The following is an 18,643-nucleotide window of genomic DNA, read 5'->3' as shown; positions in this document are numbered from 1 at the left end:
TCGATGTCGTACCGTCCCCGTGTTCCGTCCCCCGACCGCCGCAGTGTGCTGCGCGGTTCGCTCGCCGCGTCCGCCGCGCTCACGCTCCCCGTGGTGGGTGCGTCGGCCCCCGCGTTCGCGCTCTCCGGCCGGCCGAGTGCGCCGTGGGGTGTGCAGGTGGGCGACGTCACCTCGTCCTCCGCGCTGGTCTGGGTCCGCTCGGACCGCCCGGCGCGGATGGTCGTGGAGACCTCCGCGACCGAGTCCTTCCGGCGGGCGCGCACCTGGCACGGACCGCTCCTCGGCCCCGGCAGCGACTTCACGGGGACGACCCCGCTGTACGGGCTGCCGCCGGGCGAGCAGGTGCACTACCGGGTGACGCTCGTCGACCCCCAGGACCCCCGCCGGAGCGGGAAGCCGGTGCACGGAACCTTCCGGACGGCCCCCGCCCGGCGCCGGGACGGGGTGCGCTTCCTGTGGTCGGGGGACATCGCGGGACAGGGCTGGGGCATCAATCCGGACATCGGCGGCTACGTGGTGTACGACGAGATGCGCCGGCTCGACCCGGACTTCTTCCTCTGCAGCGGCGACAACATCTACGCGGACGGCGTCATCGAGCCGAGCGTGACGCTGCCCGACGGGCGGGTCTGGCGCAACGTCACCACCGAGGAGAAGTCGAAGGTCGCCGAGACCCTCGCCGAGTACCGCGGGAACTTCCGCTACAACCTGCTCGACCGCAATCTCCGCGCGTTCAACGCGCAGGTGCCCTCGATCGTCCAGTGGGACGACCACGAGGTGCGCAACAACTGGTACCCCGGGCAGATCCTCGACGACGCCCGGTACACCGAGAAGGACGTGGACGTGCTGGCGGCCCGTTCGACGCGGGCGTTCCGCGAGTACTTCCCCGTGTCCACGCCGCACGGCCCGGCCGGGGACGGCCGGATGCACCGGGTGGTGCGGCACGGTCCGCTGCTCGACGTGTTCGTCCTCGACATGCGGTCCTTCCGCAACGCCAACTCGCCCGGCCGGCAGGCCGACGACACGACGGGCATCCTGGGTGCCGAGCAGCTGAGGTGGCTCAAGCGCGAGCTCTCCCGGTCCCGCGCGGTGTGGAAGGTGATCGCTGCGGACATGCCGCTGGGGCTGGTGGTCACCGACGGCGCGACGGACTTCGAGGCGGTCGCCCAGGGCGATCCGGGGGCTCCGCTCGGGCGTGAGCTGCAGATCGCGGAGCTGCTGCGGTTCGTCAAGCACCGGCGGATCACCGGCACGGTCTGGCTGACCGCCGACGTGCACTACACCTCGGCGCAGCACTACGCGCCCGAGCGGGCGGCGTTCAAGGACTTCGCGCCGTTCTGGGAGTTCGTGTCGGGGCCGCTGGCCGCCGGTCAGTTCCCGGCCAACGCCCTCGACGCGACGTTCGGCCCCGACCGGGTCTTCGTGCGGGCTCCCGACCGCGCGAACGTGTCGCCGATGGAGTCGCCGCAGTACTTCGGGCAGGTCGACATCGACGGCGACAGCGGCGACCTGACCGTGCGGCTGCGGGCGCAGGGCGGGGAGGTGCTGTTCAGCAAGGTGCTGCGACCGGGGCGCGTCGGGCAGTGAACCCGCCGACGATCGGCTCCCGGTGACGGCCGGGGGCCGATTGTCAGTGGTGGGTCCTACGGTTTTTCCATGACCCGATCCGTTCAGGCATTGGCCTACGCGCGCCCGTCCGCCCTGGAGTCCTCGCGGACGGGGCAGCTCCTCGGGCTGGAGACCTCCGGCGGCCTCACCCCGCGGGGCGCCGAGCTCCATCCCCGGTTCTTCTCCGGTTTCCTCACCTCGCCGAGGATCGCGGCCCAGGGCCTGCTGGCCGTGGCGGACGTGGCGTCCACGCGCTACTACCAGCGCACGCTGCCCGCGTCGCTCGACCCGGTGGTGACGGGCAACGGCGACCGGTTGCGCTTCGAGTCGTTCTCCGGCTGCTGCGGCGTGTACGCGCGCCTCGACGTGCTGCAGGAGGGTCTGGACGGTCAGCAAACGGGTCACGGCACCACGAACGTGGACGTCAACAACCCGCTGCGGGAGGCGCTTTCGCGGCTGGGCGGGGACGATCCGCTGCATCTGCGGGTGGGTCCGGACGAGATGGCCGTCACCACTCTGGACGGGCCGGTCGTGGAGAAGAAGGTGCCACTGCCCGACCGGTGGCTGCGCGGCTTCGCCGAGGCGCAGGTGGTGTCCGCCGGTTTCGATCTGCGGGCCGAGCTGCCGGCCGCCGAGGCAGTCCGGTTCCTGCGTTCGCTGCCACGTTCGTCGGGCAACGCCTCGCGGGGCGCCCGTTGGGTGATACCCGCCGGTAAGACGCTCCGGCCGACGACCCGGCCGGTGGCGGGGGCGGTGTGCCTGCCGGGCCCCGAGCGGCTTGCCGCGCTGCAGCGGGTGCTGCGTCATGCCACGTCGCTGCGGGTGTACGGGCCGGTCACCGACGGGGCGGCGACCGCGAGCGCCTGGGAGGCCGTGCTGCCGGGCATGCGTCTCACCCTGACGCTCTCGCCCGCTGCCGCGCGCGGTTTCTCGGGCGAGGGCGGGGTGCTCGACGCACTGGCCACCGACGACGCGGCGGCCGACGCCGAGCTGGTGTCGGTGCTGCTGGCCTGGGAGCCCCGGATCGACACCGCCGATCTGGCGGAGCAGTCCGGCCTCACGGTGGAACGGGTACGGGCCGCGCTCACCCGACTGGGCACGGCGGGCCGGGTCGGCTACGACCTTGCCGACGCGGCCTACTTCCACCGCGAGCTGCCGTACGACGCCGACCGGGCCGAGCGCCACAATCCGCGTCTGGTGGCGGCGCGGGAACTGGCCGGTTCGGGCGCGGTGGTGCTCGACGGGGACGTCGCCGCCGTGGCCTCGGGAGAACGCCGTTACCAAGTGAGGGAGAAGGACGGAATGCTGAGCTGTACCTGCCAGTGGTGGGCCGATTACCGCGGGCGGCGGGGCCCGTGCAAGCACGCCCTGGCCGTCCGGATGGTCCGCCGCGGTGCGCCGGTCGCCGGGGGTGTGCGATGAAGGAGCTCCTCACCGCCGTACGGGAATCGCCCGCGCACCACGTGCCGCCCCTGCTGGCCGGGATGGACCTGGCGGAGCGCAGGGCGGCGCTGGCCGGGCTGAAGGCGCTCCGGAAGGAGGTCCGGGGCTGGTCCTGGGAGAAGCAGGGCAAGGTCCGCAGGGGCCTGCTGGTGGCCGGTGCGGGCTGCCACACGGGCGCCGCGGGATGTGCCACCTGGCTCGGCGGCCGGGACCTGATCGGCTGGGACCGTCCGCCCGTCCCCCTGATCCTCGCGGTCCTGGCGGACCGTGATCCGGAGTGGCTCGGTGATGTCGCGCACCGGCTGGCGGCCCGGACCGCGACGGCGGAGATCTCGTACGAGCTGATCGCCGCCCTGGTGAAGAAGGCCCAGTGCCCCCTGCCCACGACGGAGGGTTTCGTGCGGGGCTGGGTCAGCACGGTGTCGAGGGCGCAATGGCAGCGGCAGCGGAGAACGCCCCTCATCGAGGTGCTCCGGGCCGATCCGTACACGGTCGATCTCCTGCCGCGGATCTTCGACATGACGGAACTGCCTCCGGAGATGCCCTGGAGCGACGACCCGGACAGTCCGTGCCGGTGGGGCGCCACGCTGGCCTCGCTCGCCGAGGAGGGCCTGCTGGAGCGGTCGGTGGTCGTCGACGGCTGTGTGGCCCGGCTGCTGCGCGGCGGCAACTCCAGCGAGATGCGTTTCTTCCTGACCGTTCTGCGCGAGCTCGACCTGACCGAGCAGGAGGAGGCGGAGCGGATCCCGGACTGGGCCGGGATGGCCGCGGACGGCATCTCCACCGTGGCCGGTCACGCCCAGGGGGTGCTCACCCGGCTGGACGGGCGCGGTGAGCTTCCCGTGCGGGCCCTGGCGGAGGTCTCGGAATCGGTGCTGTTCCGCACCGAGAAGAAACTGGTCCGGTCCCAGCTCGTGCTGCTCGGCAAGGTGCTGCGCCGCGATCCGTCGGCGGTCGACGAGCTGCTGCCCGCCGTCGGGGGTGCCTTCGAGCACGAGGACATCGACATCCAGGAGCGGGCGTTGAAGCTCCTGGCCCGGTACCTGCCCGCCGCCGGGGCCCCGGTGCGGGAGGCGCTCGCCGAGTCGGCCGCGTTGCTGGGGCCGGCGCACCGGACGATGGTGGCCGAGGTGTTCGGCGGTCCGGTGGCCGAGCAGCCCGGCACGGCGAAGTACGAGGAGCTGCTGCCGCCGGTGCCGTCCCCGCAGCCCCTCGACCCGGCACCCGCGACGCTGCCCGAACTGGTCGAGGAGGTGGTGGCCCTGGTCAGATCGACGACGCAGGAGGCCGCCGCCTTCGAGCGGGCGCTGGACGGGCTGGTGCGCCACTCCCACTCCGACCGGGCGGCGTTGACCGACGCGTTGCATGACGCGCTGGCGGGTGAGTGGTGGCTCGACGGGGGCCCGCAGCCGCAGTTCGAACGGCAGCTCCGCTCGGAGGTGAGCCTCAGGGCCGTCCTGGCCGCGCTGTTCGGACGGGTGTCGGTACGGGCCGTGCAGGAGGAGCGTGCCTCCTGGACCGCCGCCGGGACCTGCCCCCACGCCGCGCTGAACGGGGTCATGAAGGCACGGCTGTGGGAAGCGGCCCACGCGATGCTGACCGGCGGCCTCCCGTTCCTGCTGGCCGTCCCCACCTGGCACACCGGTTCGCTCGAACCGGCCGTGCTGGTCGAGCGGCTGCGCACGTACCAGCAGCTCGGCATCCGGCCCGGCGAGGCCGACTTCGCCCAGGCCCTGCTGCGGGTGCGCCGCGGCGATCAGCACGAGGCCGCAGGGGCGGCCGCGCTGCTCGGCACCCCCGAGGGCGACCGGCTGGCGGCATGGCTGCGGGCCGACGAGCCGTTCACCCAGGTGTACCGGTTCGATCTGGAGAGCAGGGCCCGGGTGGGACAGTCGGTCGCCCGGTCGCACCGCGCCCTGATGGCCTGCCGGGAACGCCCGCTCGTCCTGGAGGAGTTCCCCCGTTCCTTCCACGGCCTGGGCCGGGAGCGGATCCCGACGCATCAGCTCTGTTACCACTGGGGGGAGCAACCGGAGCACTGGATCGCCACCCTGCCCGAGGACGCCGAGACGATGGCCGCCTGGCTGCTGCCGAACATCGTGCTCGGTGTGACCGACGAGATACGGGACACGATCCGGCCGCTCCTGCTGCTCGCCGAACTCGACGCGCCCGCGGGCGAGGCCGTTCATCTGACGGCGGCGTACGGACTGGGTTCCCGGTTCCCGGAGGACCGGCTGACTGCGGTGGACGCCCTGCTGATGCTCGCCGCCCGGCAGCATCTCGACACGACGCTGCTCGGCGAGCAACTGGCGATGCTTCTCGGGCACGGGCTGATCAAGCCCAACCGCCTCGCGGATTCCGTCCGTACCGCCGCCGCCACCGGCGCGTACCGGACGGTGCTGTCCGTGCTGACCGGTGTTCTGCCCGTGCTGCTGGCGCAGGAGAAGGCGCCTCGCGGACTGAACGACCTGCTCTCCGTGGCCGCCGAGTGTGTCGAGCACTGCGGCGCGACGGGGACCGAACCGATACCCGGGCTCGCCGACACGGCCGCGCGCGGCGGAACGTCGCAGCTGGTGCGTCAGGCGGCACGTCTGAAGGACGCCTGGGAACGGAGTGCGGAACGGGTGTGACGGTCCGGGGCACCGTGGCGGGCGGCGGTCCGAAGCGCCGGGCCCGTCACGGTGGACGGTCCCGAGCGGGGCGGCGGGGCCGACGCGGACGGATTTCCGGCCAGGGCAACAATGGCCGAAAACGACAGGAAAGGGATCAGATTCGCACTTAACCCATCGGTCACAGGCTGTTCGTGATCAGGCAACAACGCTCAGTCAGAGTGAATGCATGACTGATGCGACCTCCACGAAGACCGTCCGCCGCCCCCACCACTGGCGGCGGGACGTGACCGAGCTGGCCGCGCTGTTCACCGCGGTCGCGGTGGCGGACGCCCTCGCCAATCTGATCGGGCACCAACCGGACGGGCCGTTCCTGCTGGTCGCCTCGGCCGTGGTGCTGGCGGTGACGGCCGGCTTCCACACCTGGTGGGCACGGCGTCACAGCCACGCACCGCCTCCGGCCGGTGCCGACCGCGCCGGCTCCGACGGGGGCGGTCCGGAATCCGCCCTCCACGCCGTCAGCGGCATCGGCACAGGCACCGGTGCCGGTACCGAAGGGAGTGCGCCCGTGGGTGCGTCCGTCGCCGAGGGGCCCGCATCGGCTGCGGCCCCGGCCCCGGCCGCCGAGGACACGGTGCTGTGGCGGATGCGCACCACCGTGCGGGACGCTCCCGGCAGTCTGGCCGCGCTGTGCGGTGCGCTCGCCCGGCACCGGGTCGACATCCTCACCCTGCAGACGCACCCGCTGGCGCGGGGCACGGTCGACGAGTTCCTGCTGCGCGCACCCGCCCGGCTCCCGGCCCGGCAGCTGAGCCGGACGGTCTCCGCGGCCGGCGGCAGCTCGACCTGGATCGAGCGGGCCGACGCGCACGATCTGGTGGACGCCCCGACGCGCGTCCTGGGCCTCGCCACCCGCACGGCCCTGGACGCGTCCGAACTCCCGCTGGCCCTGCGCCAGTTGCTCGGACGTTGCACCATCCACTCGTTGCCCGCCGTCTCGGTCACCGGCCGCGCGACCGGTGGGAGCGCACCGGTCGAGGGGGTGCTGGAGGAGACGGTGATGCGACTGCGCGACCCGTCCGGCGGCGTCCTCACCATCGAGCGCCCCCATCTCCCGTTCACCCCGACCGAGTTCGCCCGGGCCCGCGCCCTGGTCGAGCTCGATGCCCGGCTCGGTCCCCGGGTCCCGCGCGGCAAGGACGTCCTCACCCTCCCCGAGGGCAACGAGATCACCGTCCGCCGCGCGGACCGCGAGGACCTGCCTGCGGCCCGCGCGATGCACGGCCGCTGCTCCGAGCAGACGCTGCGGCTGCGCTACCACGGCCCGGTCCGCGACGCCGACCGGTACCTCGACCACCTGCTGAGTCCGCGGTTCGGCCGCACCCTGGCCGCGCAGACGGCGTCCGGCCGGCTGGTCGCCCTCGGCCACCTGCTCTGGGACGGCGACGAGACCGAGGTGGCCCTCCTCGTCGAGGACGACTGGCAGCGCCGGGGCATCGGTTCCGAGTTGCTCGGCCGCCTGGTGGCGCTCGCCGCCGAGGCCGGATGCGAGAGCGTCTACGCCGTCACCCGGGCGTCCAACACCGGCATGGTCGCCGCGATGCGCGCGCTGTCCCTGCCGCTGGACTACCAGATCGAGGAGGGCACCCTGGTCGTCACCGCCCGGCTGGACGCCGCCGCGGTCCGCTCGCTGCCCCCGTACGAGCAGGCCGGGCGCTGACACCGCCCGGCCGACCGGACGCCCTGCCCGTCAATCGGTGCGGGCCGCCCCGCGAGGCGGCCCGCACGGGACATGCCGCCCGGTGGCCCGCACGGGACGTCCTGGTCGGCAATCCGCACCAGGACGTCCTCACCTGCGACCCGCGCGGGGCGTCCTACCCGGCGACCTGTTCGGGCAGGGCGTCCCCGCGCTCATGGACCTCCTGCAAGGCGCCGTCCACCGATGAGTCCAGCGCCTGACACAGGTCGGCCCACAGGTCCTCGACGTCCTCCAGCCCGACCGACATGCGCAGCAGCCGGTTGCCGACGCCGGCCGCCCGCCGGTCCCCCTCGTCCACGATGCGGTGGCTGATGGAAGCCGGGTGCTGGATCAGGGTGTCCACGCTGCCGAGGCTGACCGCGGGCGTGATGAGCCTCACGGCCGAGATCACCCGGTGCGGGTCCCCGTGGACCTCGAACGAGACCATCGCGCCGCCCACCTTCGGGTAGTGGACCCTGGCGATGCGCGGATCGGCGGTCAGCCTGCGGGCCAGTTCGGCGGCGCTCGCGGAGGCCGCCCGCACCCGTACCGGAAGCGTGGCGAGGCCGCGCAGCAGCAGGTATCCGGCCATCGGGTGCAGCACCCCGCCGGTGGCGAAACGGATCTGCCGCAGCCCGGCGGCGAACTCCTCGTCGCAGGCGACGACCCCGCCCATCACGTCGCCGTGTCCGCCCAGGTACTTGGTGGCGCTGTGCAGCACGATCCGCGCGCCGTCCTCGACGGGCCGCTGGAGCACCGGGGTGGCGAAGGTGTTGTCGACGAGCAGCGGCACGGAGCCGCAGGAGTGCGCGATCGCGCGGATGTCGACCTCGGCGAGCGTCGGGTTGGCGGGCGTCTCCACCATCACCAGGCCGGTGTCCGGGCGGATCGCGTCGGCGATTCCCGCCGGGTCGGTCCAGGTCACCTCCGTGCCCAGCAGACCGGCGCCGAGCAGGTGGTCGCTGCATCCGTAGAGCGGGCGGACGGCGACCACATGGCGCAGTCCCGCGCTCGCCCGGACCAGCAGCACGGCGGTGAGCGCCGCCATTCCGCTGGCGAACGCCACGGCGCTCTCGGTCCCTTCGAGGCGGGCGAGGGCGGTCTCGAACCGGGCCGTCGTCGGGTTGTCCAGCCGGGCGTAGACCGGCGGCCCTTCGAGCTTGGCGCCGGTGGCGGCGAAGGTGTCGATCCGCTCGGCCTCGCCCCTGGCGTCGTACGAGGGGTAGGTGGTGGACAGGTCGATCGGCGGGGCGTGCAGTCCGAGGGCCGCGAGATCGTCGCGGCCGGCGTGCACGGCTTCGGTGGCCAGCGCCCTGGACCGGGTTGCCGTCGGGGGCGCCATCGAGGTTTCGGTGTCCATGCCATCACTCTGAACATTCACCGGATCCTGATGGGAATGTCCCGTGCTACGTTCGGCCAATGGCTGATTCGGTCGTTCTCGATCCGGTGGACCTGCATATTCTGCGGCTGTTGCAGAACGATGCCCGGACCACTTACCGCGAGCTGGCCGCCGAGGTCGGTGTGGCGCCGTCGACCTGCCTGGACCGGGTGGCCAGGCTGCGGCGCACCGGCGTCATCCTCGGCCACCAGTTGCGCCTGGACCCCGCGCGGCTCGGCCGCGGTCTGGAGGCACTGCTCTCCGTGCAGGTCCGCCCGCACCGCAGGGAACTCATCGGTCCGTTCGTCGAACGCATCAGGACGCTGCCGGAGTCCCGTGCGCTCTTCCATCTGACCGGTCCGGACGACTACCTGGTCCACGTGGCGGTCACGGGCACGGCCGATCTGCAACGCCTCGTGCTCGACGAGTTCACCTCGCGCCGCGAAGTGGCCCGGGTCGAGACCCGGTTGATCTTCCAGCAGTGGGAATGCGGGCCACTGCTGCCGCCGGCCGCGGGACCGGCGGAGTCCGGCCGCTGAAAGCCGAATGGCGATGGCGCGAAAGCCCCCTGCCGTACGAGGATGTCCACATGCCAGACACTTCCAGCAGCGCGCTGCCCCGCCAGGTCGCCGACGCCTACGTCGACGCCTACGTCGCACTCGACCCGATCGCCGGTACGTACCTGGGGATCGCGGAGAGTTCGCGCCGTCTTCCCGACTTCTCCCCCTCAGGCCAGGAGGCCATCGCCGAGCTGGCCCGCACCACCCTGGCGAAGCTCGACGCCGCTGAGCGGCTCCCCGGCGCGGACGACGACGCCGAGCGCCGCTGCGGCCGTCTGCTGCGCGAGCGCCTCATGGCGGAACTCGCCGTCCACGACGCCGAAGAGGGATTGCGCACGGTCTCCAACCTGTCCTCCCCGGCGCACAGCCTCCGTGAGGTGTTCACGGTGACGCCGACCGGGACCGACGAGGAGTGGGCGGCGGTCGTGGACCGGCTGCGGGCGGTTCCCGCCGCGCTGGAGGGCTACCGCGAGTCGCTCGCGCTCGGCCTGGAGCGCAAGCTGTACGGCGGGCCGCGCGCCACCGCCACCTTCATCGGCCAGCTCGACGAGTGGGCCGGCGAGAACGGCACGGGTTTCTTCCAGGACTTCGTGGCCTCCGGTCCCGCGGGGCTCCGTGCCGATCTGGACGAGGGCGCCCGGCTGGCGGGCGAGTCGGTCGCCGCGCTCCGCGACTGGATGCGCGACGTGTACGCCCCCGCCGTGGAGGGTGCGTCGGACACGGTGGGCCGTGAGCGGTACGCCCGCTGGTCGCGCTATTACAACGGCACCGACCTGGACCTCGACGAGGCGTACGCGTACGGCTGGTCCGAATACCACCGGCTGCTCGCCGAGATGCGGACCGAGGCCGAGAAGGTGCTGCCCGGCGCCGACCCCTGGCAGGCGCTCGCCCACCTCGACGTGCACGGGACGCACATCGAAGGGGTCGAGGAGGTCCGGGAGTGGCTCCAGGGCCTGATGGACGAGGCGATCGAGGCACTCGACGGCACGCACTTCGAACTCGCCGAGCGGGTGCGGAAGGTGGAGTCCCGCATCGCCCCGCCCGGTGGTGCCGCCGCGCCGTACTACACCGGCCCGTCCGAGGACTTCTCGCGCCCCGGCCGCACCTGGCTGCCCACGATGGGCGAGACCCGCTTCCCGGTGTACGACCTGGTGTCCACCTGGTACCACGAGGGCGTGCCCGGCCACCACCTGCAGATCGCCCAGTGGGTGCACGTGGCCGACAGCCTCTCCCGCTACCAGGCGTCGATCGGCGGGGTCAGCGCCAACTGCGAGGGCTGGGCGCTCTACGCGGAGCGGCTCATGGACGAGCTGGGCTTCCTGCCCGACCCGGAGCGCCGTCTCGGCTATCTGGACGCGCAGATGATGCGGGCCTGCCGGGTGATCGTGGACATCGGCATGCACGCGGAGATGGAGATCCCGGCGGACTCCCCGTTCCACCCCGGTGAGCGGTGGACCCCCGATCTGGCGCAGGAGTTCTTCGGCAACCACAGCGGCCGTCCCGCCGACTTCGTGGAGAGCGAGCTGACCCGCTATCTGTCGATGCCGGGGCAGGCCATCGGCTACAAGCTGGGCGAACGGGCCTGGCTGCTCGGCCGGGAGAACGCCCGCAAGGCGCACGGCGACGCGTTCGACGCCAAGTCCTGGCACATGGCCGCCCTGTCCCAGGGGCCGCTGGGGCTCGACGACCTCGTGGACGAGCTGTCCAGGCTCTGACCGGCGTCCGGCGAGAGGACCGAGGAGCGCCGTTCCCGGCCGCCGCGGCATTCTGCGCGGTGGCCGGGCCCGGCGTTCGCGGGGGTGGTGTCAGCAGCCGCAGGCCGATCCGACCGGCGCGGTGAGCGGGTCCGCCGCCTGCCGCTCGCGCCCCTGCCCGGTCTCGGACTCGAAGCCCTCGCGCACCCAGTACTCGAAGCCGCCGAGCATCTCCTTGACCCGGTAGCCGAGGCCGGCGAGGGCGAGCGCGGCCCGGGCCGCACCGTTGCAGCCGGGGCCCCAGCAGTACGTGACCACGGGGACGGCCGGGTCGAGAAGGGCCCGGGCCCGCTCGGGGACGAGGGCGGTCGGCAGATGGACCGCGCCGGGCACGTGCCCCTGGTCCCATGCCTCGATGGAGCGCGAGTCCAGCAGCACGAAGCCCGGGTCCCCGTCCGCCGCGAGCGCTGCGGCCACGTCGGAGACGTCGGTGTGGAAGGCGAGCGAGGCGCCGAAGTGGGCGACGGCCGCCGCCGGGGAGGCCGGCGGGACGCGGAGGACGGGGTTGGCCGTTGCTGCGGCGGTCTGCGTTGTCATGACCGAAAATCTACGGTCGGCGCCCCGCTCCCGGAAGATGAGATCCCCGGCACATCACTTGATCCGCCAGGGATTTCCCTGTTGGCTCCGGGCATGACCGACTATTCCCCGGACGCCACCGACTGGCGCATCCTCGATGTCCTGCAACGGGACGGCCGCGCGGCCTTCGCCGAGCTGGCGCGGGCGGTGGCGATGTCCCCGAGCGCCGTGACCGAGCGGGTGCGCAGGCTGGAGGAGGCCGGGGTGATCAGCGGCTACGCCGCCGTGGTCGACCCGGAACGGCTCGGGCTGCCGATCCTCGCCCTCGTACGGCTGCGCTACCCGAACGGTCATTACAAGCCGTTCCACGATCTGCTCGACACGACTCCGGAGATCGTGGAGGCCCATCACGTCACCGGCGACGACTGCTTCGTGCTGAAGGTCACCGCCCGTTCGATGCGGCACCTGGAGGAGGTCTCGGGCAGGATCGGCGCCCTCGGCTCCGTGACCACCAGCGTCGTCTACTCCTCGCCGCTCCCCCGGCGCCCCGTCAGCCGCTGAGCGCGTCGGCGCCGCGGTGCCGGACCGCCGATCCGTGCCGCTCCTTCACCACTTCGAGCTGTGCGGGGATACGGCGGCGCAGGTCGGCGACATGGCTGACGATGCCGACACTGCGGTCCCGCTCGCGCAACGAGTCCAGTACGTCGAGCACTTCGTCGAGGGTCTGGTCGTCCAGGCTGCCGAAGCCCTCGTCGATGAAGAGGGTGTCCAGCCGGACGCCGCCCGCCTCGTCGGTGACGACGTCGGCGAGGCCGAGCGCGAGGGCGAGCGAGGCGAAGAACGTCTCGCCGCCCGAGAGCGTGGCCGTGTCGCGCTCCCGGCCGGTCCAGGCGTCGACGACGTGCAGGCCGAGACCCGCCCTGCGGCCCCCGGTGCGGGCGTCGGAGTGGACCAGTGTGTACCGGCCGGACGACATGCGCTGCAACCGGGCGGTGGCCGCGGCGGCGACCTGTTCGAGCCGGGCGGCGAGCACGTACGACTCCAGCCGCATCTTGCGTTCGTTGTCGGCGGAGGTCCCGGCGGTGAGCCCGGCCAGCCGGGCCACCCGGTCGTACTCCTCGCGCAGCGGGCCGAGCCCGCGCACCTCCCGTTCGGCCTCCCGGGAGAGCCGGCCGAGTTCGGCGCAGCGCTCGCGCGAGGCGGCCCGCACGGCGGAGGCGTCCCGCAGCAGCCGTTCGGCCGTGTCGTACGCGGCCTGCGCGGCGGCCACCCCGGCCGGCGGGAGTTGTGCGGCGGCCCGGGTCTCCGCCTCGGCGAGCCGGTCGGCCACGGCGGCCGCCTCGGACTGCCAGTCGTCGACGAGGCGCTGGAGTTCTCGTTGCGCGGTCTCGGTGAGCAGGTTCAGCGCCGCGGCCCGCGGGGTGTCGAAACCGGCCCGGAACGCGGCGTCCGCGAGCCGGTCGTCGGCCTCCTTGCGGCGCTGTGCGGCCTCCTCCTCCGCACGCACCGCCGCGGCGGCCCCGGCGAGCAGGCCGACCCGGCGCTCCAGCAGTGCGGCGTGCTCGGCCACGCTGCCGCACTCGCCGCGGGCGGCCACCAACCCGGCCTCCAGCGCCGCCTGTTCACGGTCCAGCCCTTCGCGCAGCGAGGTGCGGGCGGCGGCCCGGCGCTCGGCCCGCTGCCGGTCGTCGAGCCGTTCGGCCTGTTCCCGCTCGGCGGCCGCGAGGGCCTCGCGCGCCGCGTGCGTACCGGCCGCGGTGCGGTGCGCCTCGGCGTGCGCGCTCGTCAACCGGTCGACGAGCGCGCCGAGTTCGAAGACGGTGGGATCTGCGGCGGCGGGATCGGGGGCGACGGACTCCGGCCCGTCCCCCGGCCGAGGCTCCGCCGTGCGGGCGGCCGTGCGCGCGGCCGCGTGCTGTTCGCGTACGACGCCCAGTTCCCGGTCCGCCGCGGTGCGCGCCTCCTCGGCGCGCCGGTACGCGTCGAGTGCCCGTTCCTCGGTGGCCCGGTCGACGTGTCCGTCGGCGGCGCGGGCCGGCCTGGGGTGGTCGGCCGACCCGCAGACCTTGCAGTCCTCGCCGTCCACCAGTTCCGCCGCGAGTTCCGCCGCGATGTCGCGCAGCCGTCTCTCGCGCAGCTCCAGCCAGGATTCGTGGGCGTCGGCGGCGTGTTCGCGGGCTCCGGCCAGCCGCTCGGCCGCGGCCGAGACCCGGAGGGCGAGCGCGTCGCGGCGGCGGGCCGCCTCCAGCCGCGCGCGGGCGGGCTCCAGCCGGCCGGCGAGCTGTTCGGCCAGGGTGGCGGCCTCCTGGGCCTCCTCGATGCGGGCCCGCAGGCCGTTCCGGGTGTCCTCCCAGCCGGCCAGCCAGCCGTCCGCCTCGCGGATCAGCTCGTCGTCGTCCCTGGCCTGGCGTTCCAGTGCGGCGCGCTCGACGTCGATCTCGGCGCTGCGCCGCTCGGCACCGCGCGCGGCGTCGAGGCCGCCGAGCTCCTGCCTCAGCCGCCCCTCCAGTTCCGCCAGTTGTTCGGCACCGGCGTCGGCCAGGGTGTCCGGCAGCGACGAGCGGGCCCGGTCGCGGGCCGCCAGGGCCGCGTGGTACGCGCGCTCGGCCTCGTCGCGCAGGTCCAGGGCGGGCGCGACGAGGTCCGCCTTGCGGGCGCGGGCGAGCCGGTCGCGGTTCTCCTCGTGGCCGGGGCGACGGGCCTCGACCGCGGCGGAGCGGCGCAGCGTCTCCTGGTGGCGCTGCTGGAGCGCCGCGAGTTCGCGCGCCCGGTCGAGGTCTTCCAGGGCGGCCGCCCGCCGGGTTTCGGCCATGGTCAGTGCGGACGTGGCGATGTCGAGCCGTTCGCGGGCGCCGCTGCGTGCCGTCGCGGCCCATTCCAGGACGCCGTCGGCGAGGCCGGGTTCTCCGGGCCGGAGGTCGGGGAGCGTCGTCCCGGCGACCGGTCCGGCGGCCTGGGCGATCCGCTGGGCCGTACCGACGATGCGTTCGTCACCGGCCCTGACCCGGGCCTCGGCGGTACGGCGCAGTTCCGCCAGGCGCTCCTCCACGGCGGCGAAGCGGCGGGTGTCGAAGAGCCTGCCGAGCAGTTTGCCGCGGGCCTCGGCGTCGGCGCGCAGGAAGCGCGCGAAGTCGCCCTGCGGCAGGAGCACCACCTGGCAGAACTGTTCCCGGCTCATCCCGATGAGCTGGGTGATCTCCTCGCCGATCTCCTGGTGGGAGCGGCTGAGCGGCTGCCAGCCCCGGTCCGGGCGGTGTTCCCGCAGCCCGCTCTGCGCCTTCTCCGTCGTGAAGCCGCTGCCCTTCCGCTTGGGGCGGGGCTGGGCCGGGCGGCGGGTGATCTCCAGGCGTCTGCCGCCGACGGTCAGCTCCAGCCGGACCTCGGTGGCGACGTCCACCGGGGCGTGGTCGCTGCGCAGGGAGGTGCCGGGACTCTGTCTCGCCCCGGGCACCGCCCCGTACAGGGCGTAGCAGACGGCGTCGAGGACCGAGGTCTTCCCGGCGCCGGTCGGCCCGTGCAGCAGGAAGAGCCCGGCCGAGGAGAGCGCGTCGAAGTCGATGTCCTGAGTGGTTCCGAACGGCCCGAAGGCGGTGATGGCGAGCCGGTGGAGTCTCAACGGTTCACCTCGCGCACCGTGTCGTCCACCCGTACGTGGTCGAAGGCGCCGCGCAGCACCGTCCGTTCCTGTTCGTCGGCCACCGATCCGCCCCGCACGTGTGCCACGAAGTCCTCCGCGATCTGCTGGTCGTCGCGCCCCCTGAGGCGCTGTGCGTACGAGGCGAGCGGGTCCTCGGGGGCCCGGTCGGGTTCGAACACGAGGCTGAGCGTGTGCGGGAACCGCTCGGCGAGCCGGGCCATCGGTTCGACCGGGCGCGCCGGGTCGGTGAGGGTGGCCTCGATCCAGGACTCCCGGTGCCGCTCCAGCGCGGGGTCCTCGACGAGGTCGTCGAGGCGGCCCCGGAGCCGGGCGAGCGGACGGGGCACGGGGAGGTCGATGCGTTCGGCGGCGAACGTGCCCGGGGCGCCGAGGTCGATCAGCCACATGGTCTTGCGGTGGCCGGCCTCGGAGAAGGAGTACGCGAGCGGCGAACCCGAGTAGCGGACCCGTTCGGTGACGGTCTGGCAGCCGTGCAGATGGCCGAGTGCCACGTAGTCGACGCCGTCGAAGACTCCGGCGGGGACTGCGGCCACTCCGCCGACGGTGATGTCGCGTTCGCTGTCGCTGGGTTCGCCGCCCGCGACGAAGGCGTGGGCGAGCACCACGGAGCGGGTGCCGCGGGGGCGGTTCGCGAGGTCGGCGCGCACCTGTTCCATGGCCGCGCCGAGCACCGCCTCGTGCCCGGCGCGCCCGGCCCCGAGAACATCCTTGACCAGGGCGGGTTCCAGGTAGGGCAGCCCGTAGAACGCCACGTCGCCGTGCCGGTCGGACAGGACGAGGGGGGTGGCGCAGTCGGCGGGATCGGTACGCAGGTGGATTCCGGCCCGCTCGATCAGTCCCGCGCCGACGCCCAGCCTGCGGGCCGAGTCGTGGTTCCCGGAGATCATCACGGTGGGCACTTCGGCGGCGGCGAGGCGGTGCAGGGCGTCGTCGAAGAGTTCCACGGCGGACAGGGGCGGAACGGCTCTGTCGTACACGTCACCCGCGACGAGCACGACGTCCACCTCGTGCTCGCGCACCGTCGCCACCAGGTGGTCCAGAAAGGCGGCCTGGGCCTCGATCAGGGGGACCCGGTGGAACGACCGTCCCAGGTGCCAGTCCGACGTGTGCAGGATTCTCAAGAGCCGGCTCCGACCTTCATCGTTCCCTTACCTCGCCCCCGGGCCCGCGCCGTGTCCGCCGGCGACCCCGTCGACGGGGGCTCCTCGTTTCGCCCACGACAGTCTTCCATCACCATCGGTGCCGTCGGGCGGGGAGATCGATCCCCCCTTCAACAGGGAACCGTTCCGCCCCCTTTCGCACCGTATGACCGGATGATTCCCGTGCCGGTTCAGTCGTCGCCGTACGCTTCGCCGCCCAGTTCGAGTTCCGCCTCGCCCGCCGTCACGTCGGCCAGCCAGCCGCGGAACGCCTCGACGTCCGCGTCCGGCAGCCCGATCTCGATGACGACGGCGTCCGTGTAGCGGACCTCGCGCACGCTGCGGCCGGTGGCGCGCAGGTCGTTCTCCAGCTTGCCCGCGCGCTGGTGGCCGACGGTGACCGTGGCGAGACGGAACCGGCGGCGGGTGAGGGTGCCGAGTGCGTCGAGGGCCTCGCCGACCACTCCCCCGTAGGCCCTGATCAGTCCGCCCGCGCCGAGTTTGACACCGCCGTAGTAGCGGGTGACGACGGCGACGACGTACCGCATCTCGCGGCGCGTCAGCATCTGGAGCATGGGCACGCCGGCGGTGCCGCCGGGTTCCCCGTCGTCGCTCGCCTTCTGCACCGAGGCGTCGGCGCCGATCACGTAGGCGAAGCAGTTGTGGGTGGCGGTGGGGTGTTCCTTGCGGACGCGCGCGACGAAGTCCTGCGCCTCCTGCTCGGTGGCGGCGGGGGCGAGCGCGCAGATGAAGCGCGATCGGTTGATCTCGGTCTCGTGCACGCCCGCTCGGGCGACTGTCCGGTACTGCTCCTGCATCCGGCCAGCCTATGCCCCGGACGGGAATGGTCCGGGGCCGCCGCCCGTTGTCCGGGTCATGTACGCAGACGATGAGACGATCCGCAGGATTCTCCGTGACGGCGGCGACACCTGGGCGGTGGTGGGCCTGTCCGGCAACCGGTCCCGTGCGGCCTACCGCGTGGCCGAGGTGCTGCAGCGCTTCGGCAAGCGGGTGGTTCCGGTGCACCCGAAGGCGGAGCCGGTCCACGGCGAGGAGGGGTACGCCTCGCTGGCCGACATCCCGTTCCCGGTCGACGTGGTGGACGTCTTCGTCAACAGCGACCTGGCCGGCGCGGTGGCCGACGAGGCGGTGGCTGCGGGCGCCAAGGCCGTCTGGTTCCAGCTCGGCGTGATCGACACGGAGGCGTACGACCGGACGCGCGCCGCCGGGCTCGACATGGTGATGGACCGGTGCCCCGCCATCGAGATCCCCGCCCTGGCGTCCTGAAACCGACGGCCGGAATCCGGCCGCGGCACCTCACCCGGCCGGATGTGCCCGGTATCACGTCCGGTCCGGGGCTGGGAGAATGGCCCGCTGTGAGCACTACGACCGCGCCGCCCCTCCCCCATGCCCGAAGCGGACTGGCGGGCCAGTTGTCCGAACTCGGCGTGAAACGCAACGGCATCCTCCTGGTGCACGCCTCGATGCGCGCGATCGGTCCGGTGAGCGGCGGCGTCCGCGCGGTGGTCGACGCCCTGCGGGAGGCGGTCGGGAGTCACGGCACGCTCGTCGTGCCCGCCTTCACACCGGAGAACTCCGACACCTCCCCGCACTACCTCGCCCGGGTACGCGGTCTCACGGACCGGGCCCGGGAGGCGGTGCGGGCGAGCATGCCGCCCTTCGACCCGGCGACGTCACCGGCCCCGTCGGTGGGGGCCCTGCCGGAGGCCGTGCGGCTCTCCGAGGGGGCGGTGCGCAGTCTTCATCCGCAGACGTCCTTCGCCGCGCTCGGCCCTTTGGCCCGGTACCTGATGGCACGTCACTCACCCGACTGCCACCTGGGCGAGGCGTCACCGCTGGCCCGTCTCCACGACCGGCGCGCCCATGTGCTCATGCTGGGCACCGGTTTCGACACCTGCACCGCCTTCCACCTCGGCGAGTACCGGGTGCCGGCCCCGCCCCGACGCACCTACCGCTGCGTGGTGACGGCCGGGGGGCGGCGCCAGTGGTGGGAGTACGAGGACGTCGCCCTGGACGACAGCGACTTCGCGGCCCTGGGCGCCGACTTCGTACGATCGGACCTGGGAACGTCCGTCCGTACCGGCACGGTGGGTTCGGCGACGAGCAGGCTCTTCCGCCTCGATCACGCCGTGGACTTCGCGACCCGCTGGCTCTCCTCGCACCGCACCGGAGCACAGTCCCAGGCCCTCTGTCACTCGCCCGGCTGAGCCTCTGCCCGCCGA

General features: G+C 73.4%; 14 protein-coding genes. 9 read left to right on the top strand and 5 right to left on the bottom strand.

The annotated features are described in order from the left end of the window. Window positions 1-3: 3 nt before the first annotated feature. The 4 genes from ACFYW1_RS36290 (at window position 4) to ACFYW1_RS36275 (ending at window position 7,377) form a co-directional block, all read left to right on the top strand. Window positions 4-1,584: an alkaline phosphatase D family protein gene (locus ACFYW1_RS36290; RefSeq protein WP_389003431.1), complete on the top strand. Its 1,581-nt coding sequence runs from the start codon at window positions 4-6 to the stop codon at window positions 1,582-1,584. Between the two features lie 69 nt (window positions 1,585-1,653). Then, window positions 1,654-3,027, top strand: coding sequence for an SWIM zinc finger family protein (locus tag ACFYW1_RS36285; RefSeq protein ID WP_389003428.1), 1,374 nt, complete (start codon window positions 1,654-1,656; stop codon window positions 3,025-3,027). After that, a complete protein-coding gene (locus tag ACFYW1_RS36280; protein WP_389003425.1) occupies window positions 3,024-5,678 on the top strand; it encodes a DUF6493 family protein in 2,655 nt (884 codons plus the stop codon). The genes ACFYW1_RS36285 and ACFYW1_RS36280 overlap by 4 nt, the downstream gene beginning before the upstream one ends. 208 nt (window positions 5,679-5,886) lie before the next feature. Continuing rightward, window positions 5,887-7,377, top strand: coding sequence for a GNAT family N-acetyltransferase (locus ACFYW1_RS36275; RefSeq protein ID WP_389003422.1), 1,491 nt, complete (start codon window positions 5,887-5,889; stop codon window positions 7,375-7,377). Window positions 7,378-7,531: 154 nt separating this feature from the next. Here the strand turns inward: ACFYW1_RS36275 and ACFYW1_RS36270 are convergent, their stop codons facing one another. Beyond that, window positions 7,532-8,755, bottom strand: coding sequence for a trans-sulfuration enzyme family protein (locus tag ACFYW1_RS36270; protein WP_389003419.1), 1,224 nt, complete (start codon window positions 8,753-8,755; stop codon window positions 7,532-7,534). 59 nt (window positions 8,756-8,814) lie between these two features. Here ACFYW1_RS36270 and ACFYW1_RS36265 point away from each other — a divergent pair, with 59 nt between their 5' ends. Both ACFYW1_RS36265 and ACFYW1_RS36260 read left to right on the top strand, forming a co-directional pair. Continuing rightward, window positions 8,815-9,312, top strand: coding sequence for an Lrp/AsnC family transcriptional regulator (locus tag ACFYW1_RS36265; RefSeq protein ID WP_389003416.1), 498 nt, complete (start codon window positions 8,815-8,817; stop codon window positions 9,310-9,312). Window positions 9,313-9,362: 50 nt separating this feature from the next. After that, entirely contained in the window at window positions 9,363-11,048 is a 1,686-nt protein-coding gene (locus ACFYW1_RS36260; RefSeq protein WP_389003413.1) for a DUF885 domain-containing protein, read from the top strand. 90 nt (window positions 11,049-11,138) lie between these two features. Here the strand turns inward: ACFYW1_RS36260 and ACFYW1_RS36255 are convergent, their stop codons facing one another. After that, a complete protein-coding gene (locus tag ACFYW1_RS36255) occupies window positions 11,139-11,624 on the bottom strand; it encodes a rhodanese-like domain-containing protein (RefSeq protein WP_389003410.1) in 486 nt (161 codons plus the stop codon). A gap of 93 nt (window positions 11,625-11,717) precedes the next feature. Here ACFYW1_RS36255 and ACFYW1_RS36250 point away from each other — a divergent pair, with 93 nt between their 5' ends. Beyond that, window positions 11,718-12,164, top strand: coding sequence for an Lrp/AsnC family transcriptional regulator (locus ACFYW1_RS36250; protein ID WP_389003407.1), 447 nt, complete (start codon window positions 11,718-11,720; stop codon window positions 12,162-12,164). On the opposite strand, the gene ACFYW1_RS36245 is transcribed toward ACFYW1_RS36250, so the two are convergent. The 3 genes from ACFYW1_RS36245 to ACFYW1_RS36235 form a co-directional block, all read right to left on the bottom strand. Further along, window positions 12,154-15,219 (bottom strand): AAA family ATPase, encoded by a 3,066-nt coding sequence (locus ACFYW1_RS36245; RefSeq protein ID WP_389003405.1) that lies wholly within the window; start codon window positions 15,217-15,219, stop codon window positions 12,154-12,156. The two genes, ACFYW1_RS36250 and ACFYW1_RS36245, sit on opposite strands and share 11 nt — an antisense overlap. Beyond that, window positions 15,216-16,382 carry an exonuclease SbcCD subunit D gene (locus tag ACFYW1_RS36240; RefSeq protein ID WP_389003402.1) on the bottom strand — a complete coding sequence of 389 codons (1,167 nt, stop codon included), beginning with the start codon at window positions 16,380-16,382 and terminating at the stop codon, window positions 15,216-15,218. Before ACFYW1_RS36240 ends, ACFYW1_RS36245 begins: the two co-directional genes overlap by 4 nt. A 209-nt stretch (window positions 16,383-16,591) precedes the next feature. Beyond that, complete coding sequence (locus ACFYW1_RS36235) at window positions 16,592-17,218, bottom strand: YigZ family protein (RefSeq protein ID WP_389003399.1); 627 nt, start codon at window positions 17,216-17,218, stop codon at window positions 16,592-16,594. A 58-nt stretch (window positions 17,219-17,276) separates the two neighbouring features. Between ACFYW1_RS36235 and ACFYW1_RS36230 the strand changes: the two genes are divergently transcribed. Then, the gene (locus ACFYW1_RS36230) at window positions 17,277-17,687 is read left to right on the top strand and encodes a CoA-binding protein (RefSeq protein ID WP_389003396.1); all 411 of its coding nucleotides are present in this window, start codon (window positions 17,277-17,279) and stop codon (window positions 17,685-17,687) included. An 89-nt stretch (window positions 17,688-17,776) separates the two neighbouring features. Then, a complete protein-coding gene (locus ACFYW1_RS36225; RefSeq protein ID WP_389003393.1) occupies window positions 17,777-18,628 on the top strand; it encodes an aminoglycoside N(3)-acetyltransferase in 852 nt (283 codons plus the stop codon). Window positions 18,629-18,643 lie beyond the last annotated feature (15 nt).

The organism is Streptomyces sp. NPDC002669 (assembly GCF_042889165.1).
In the GTDB taxonomy this organism is placed as follows: Bacteria; Actinomycetota; Actinomycetes; order Streptomycetales; family Streptomycetaceae; genus Streptomyces.
This window is presented reverse-complemented; position numbering and strand designations above follow the sequence as displayed.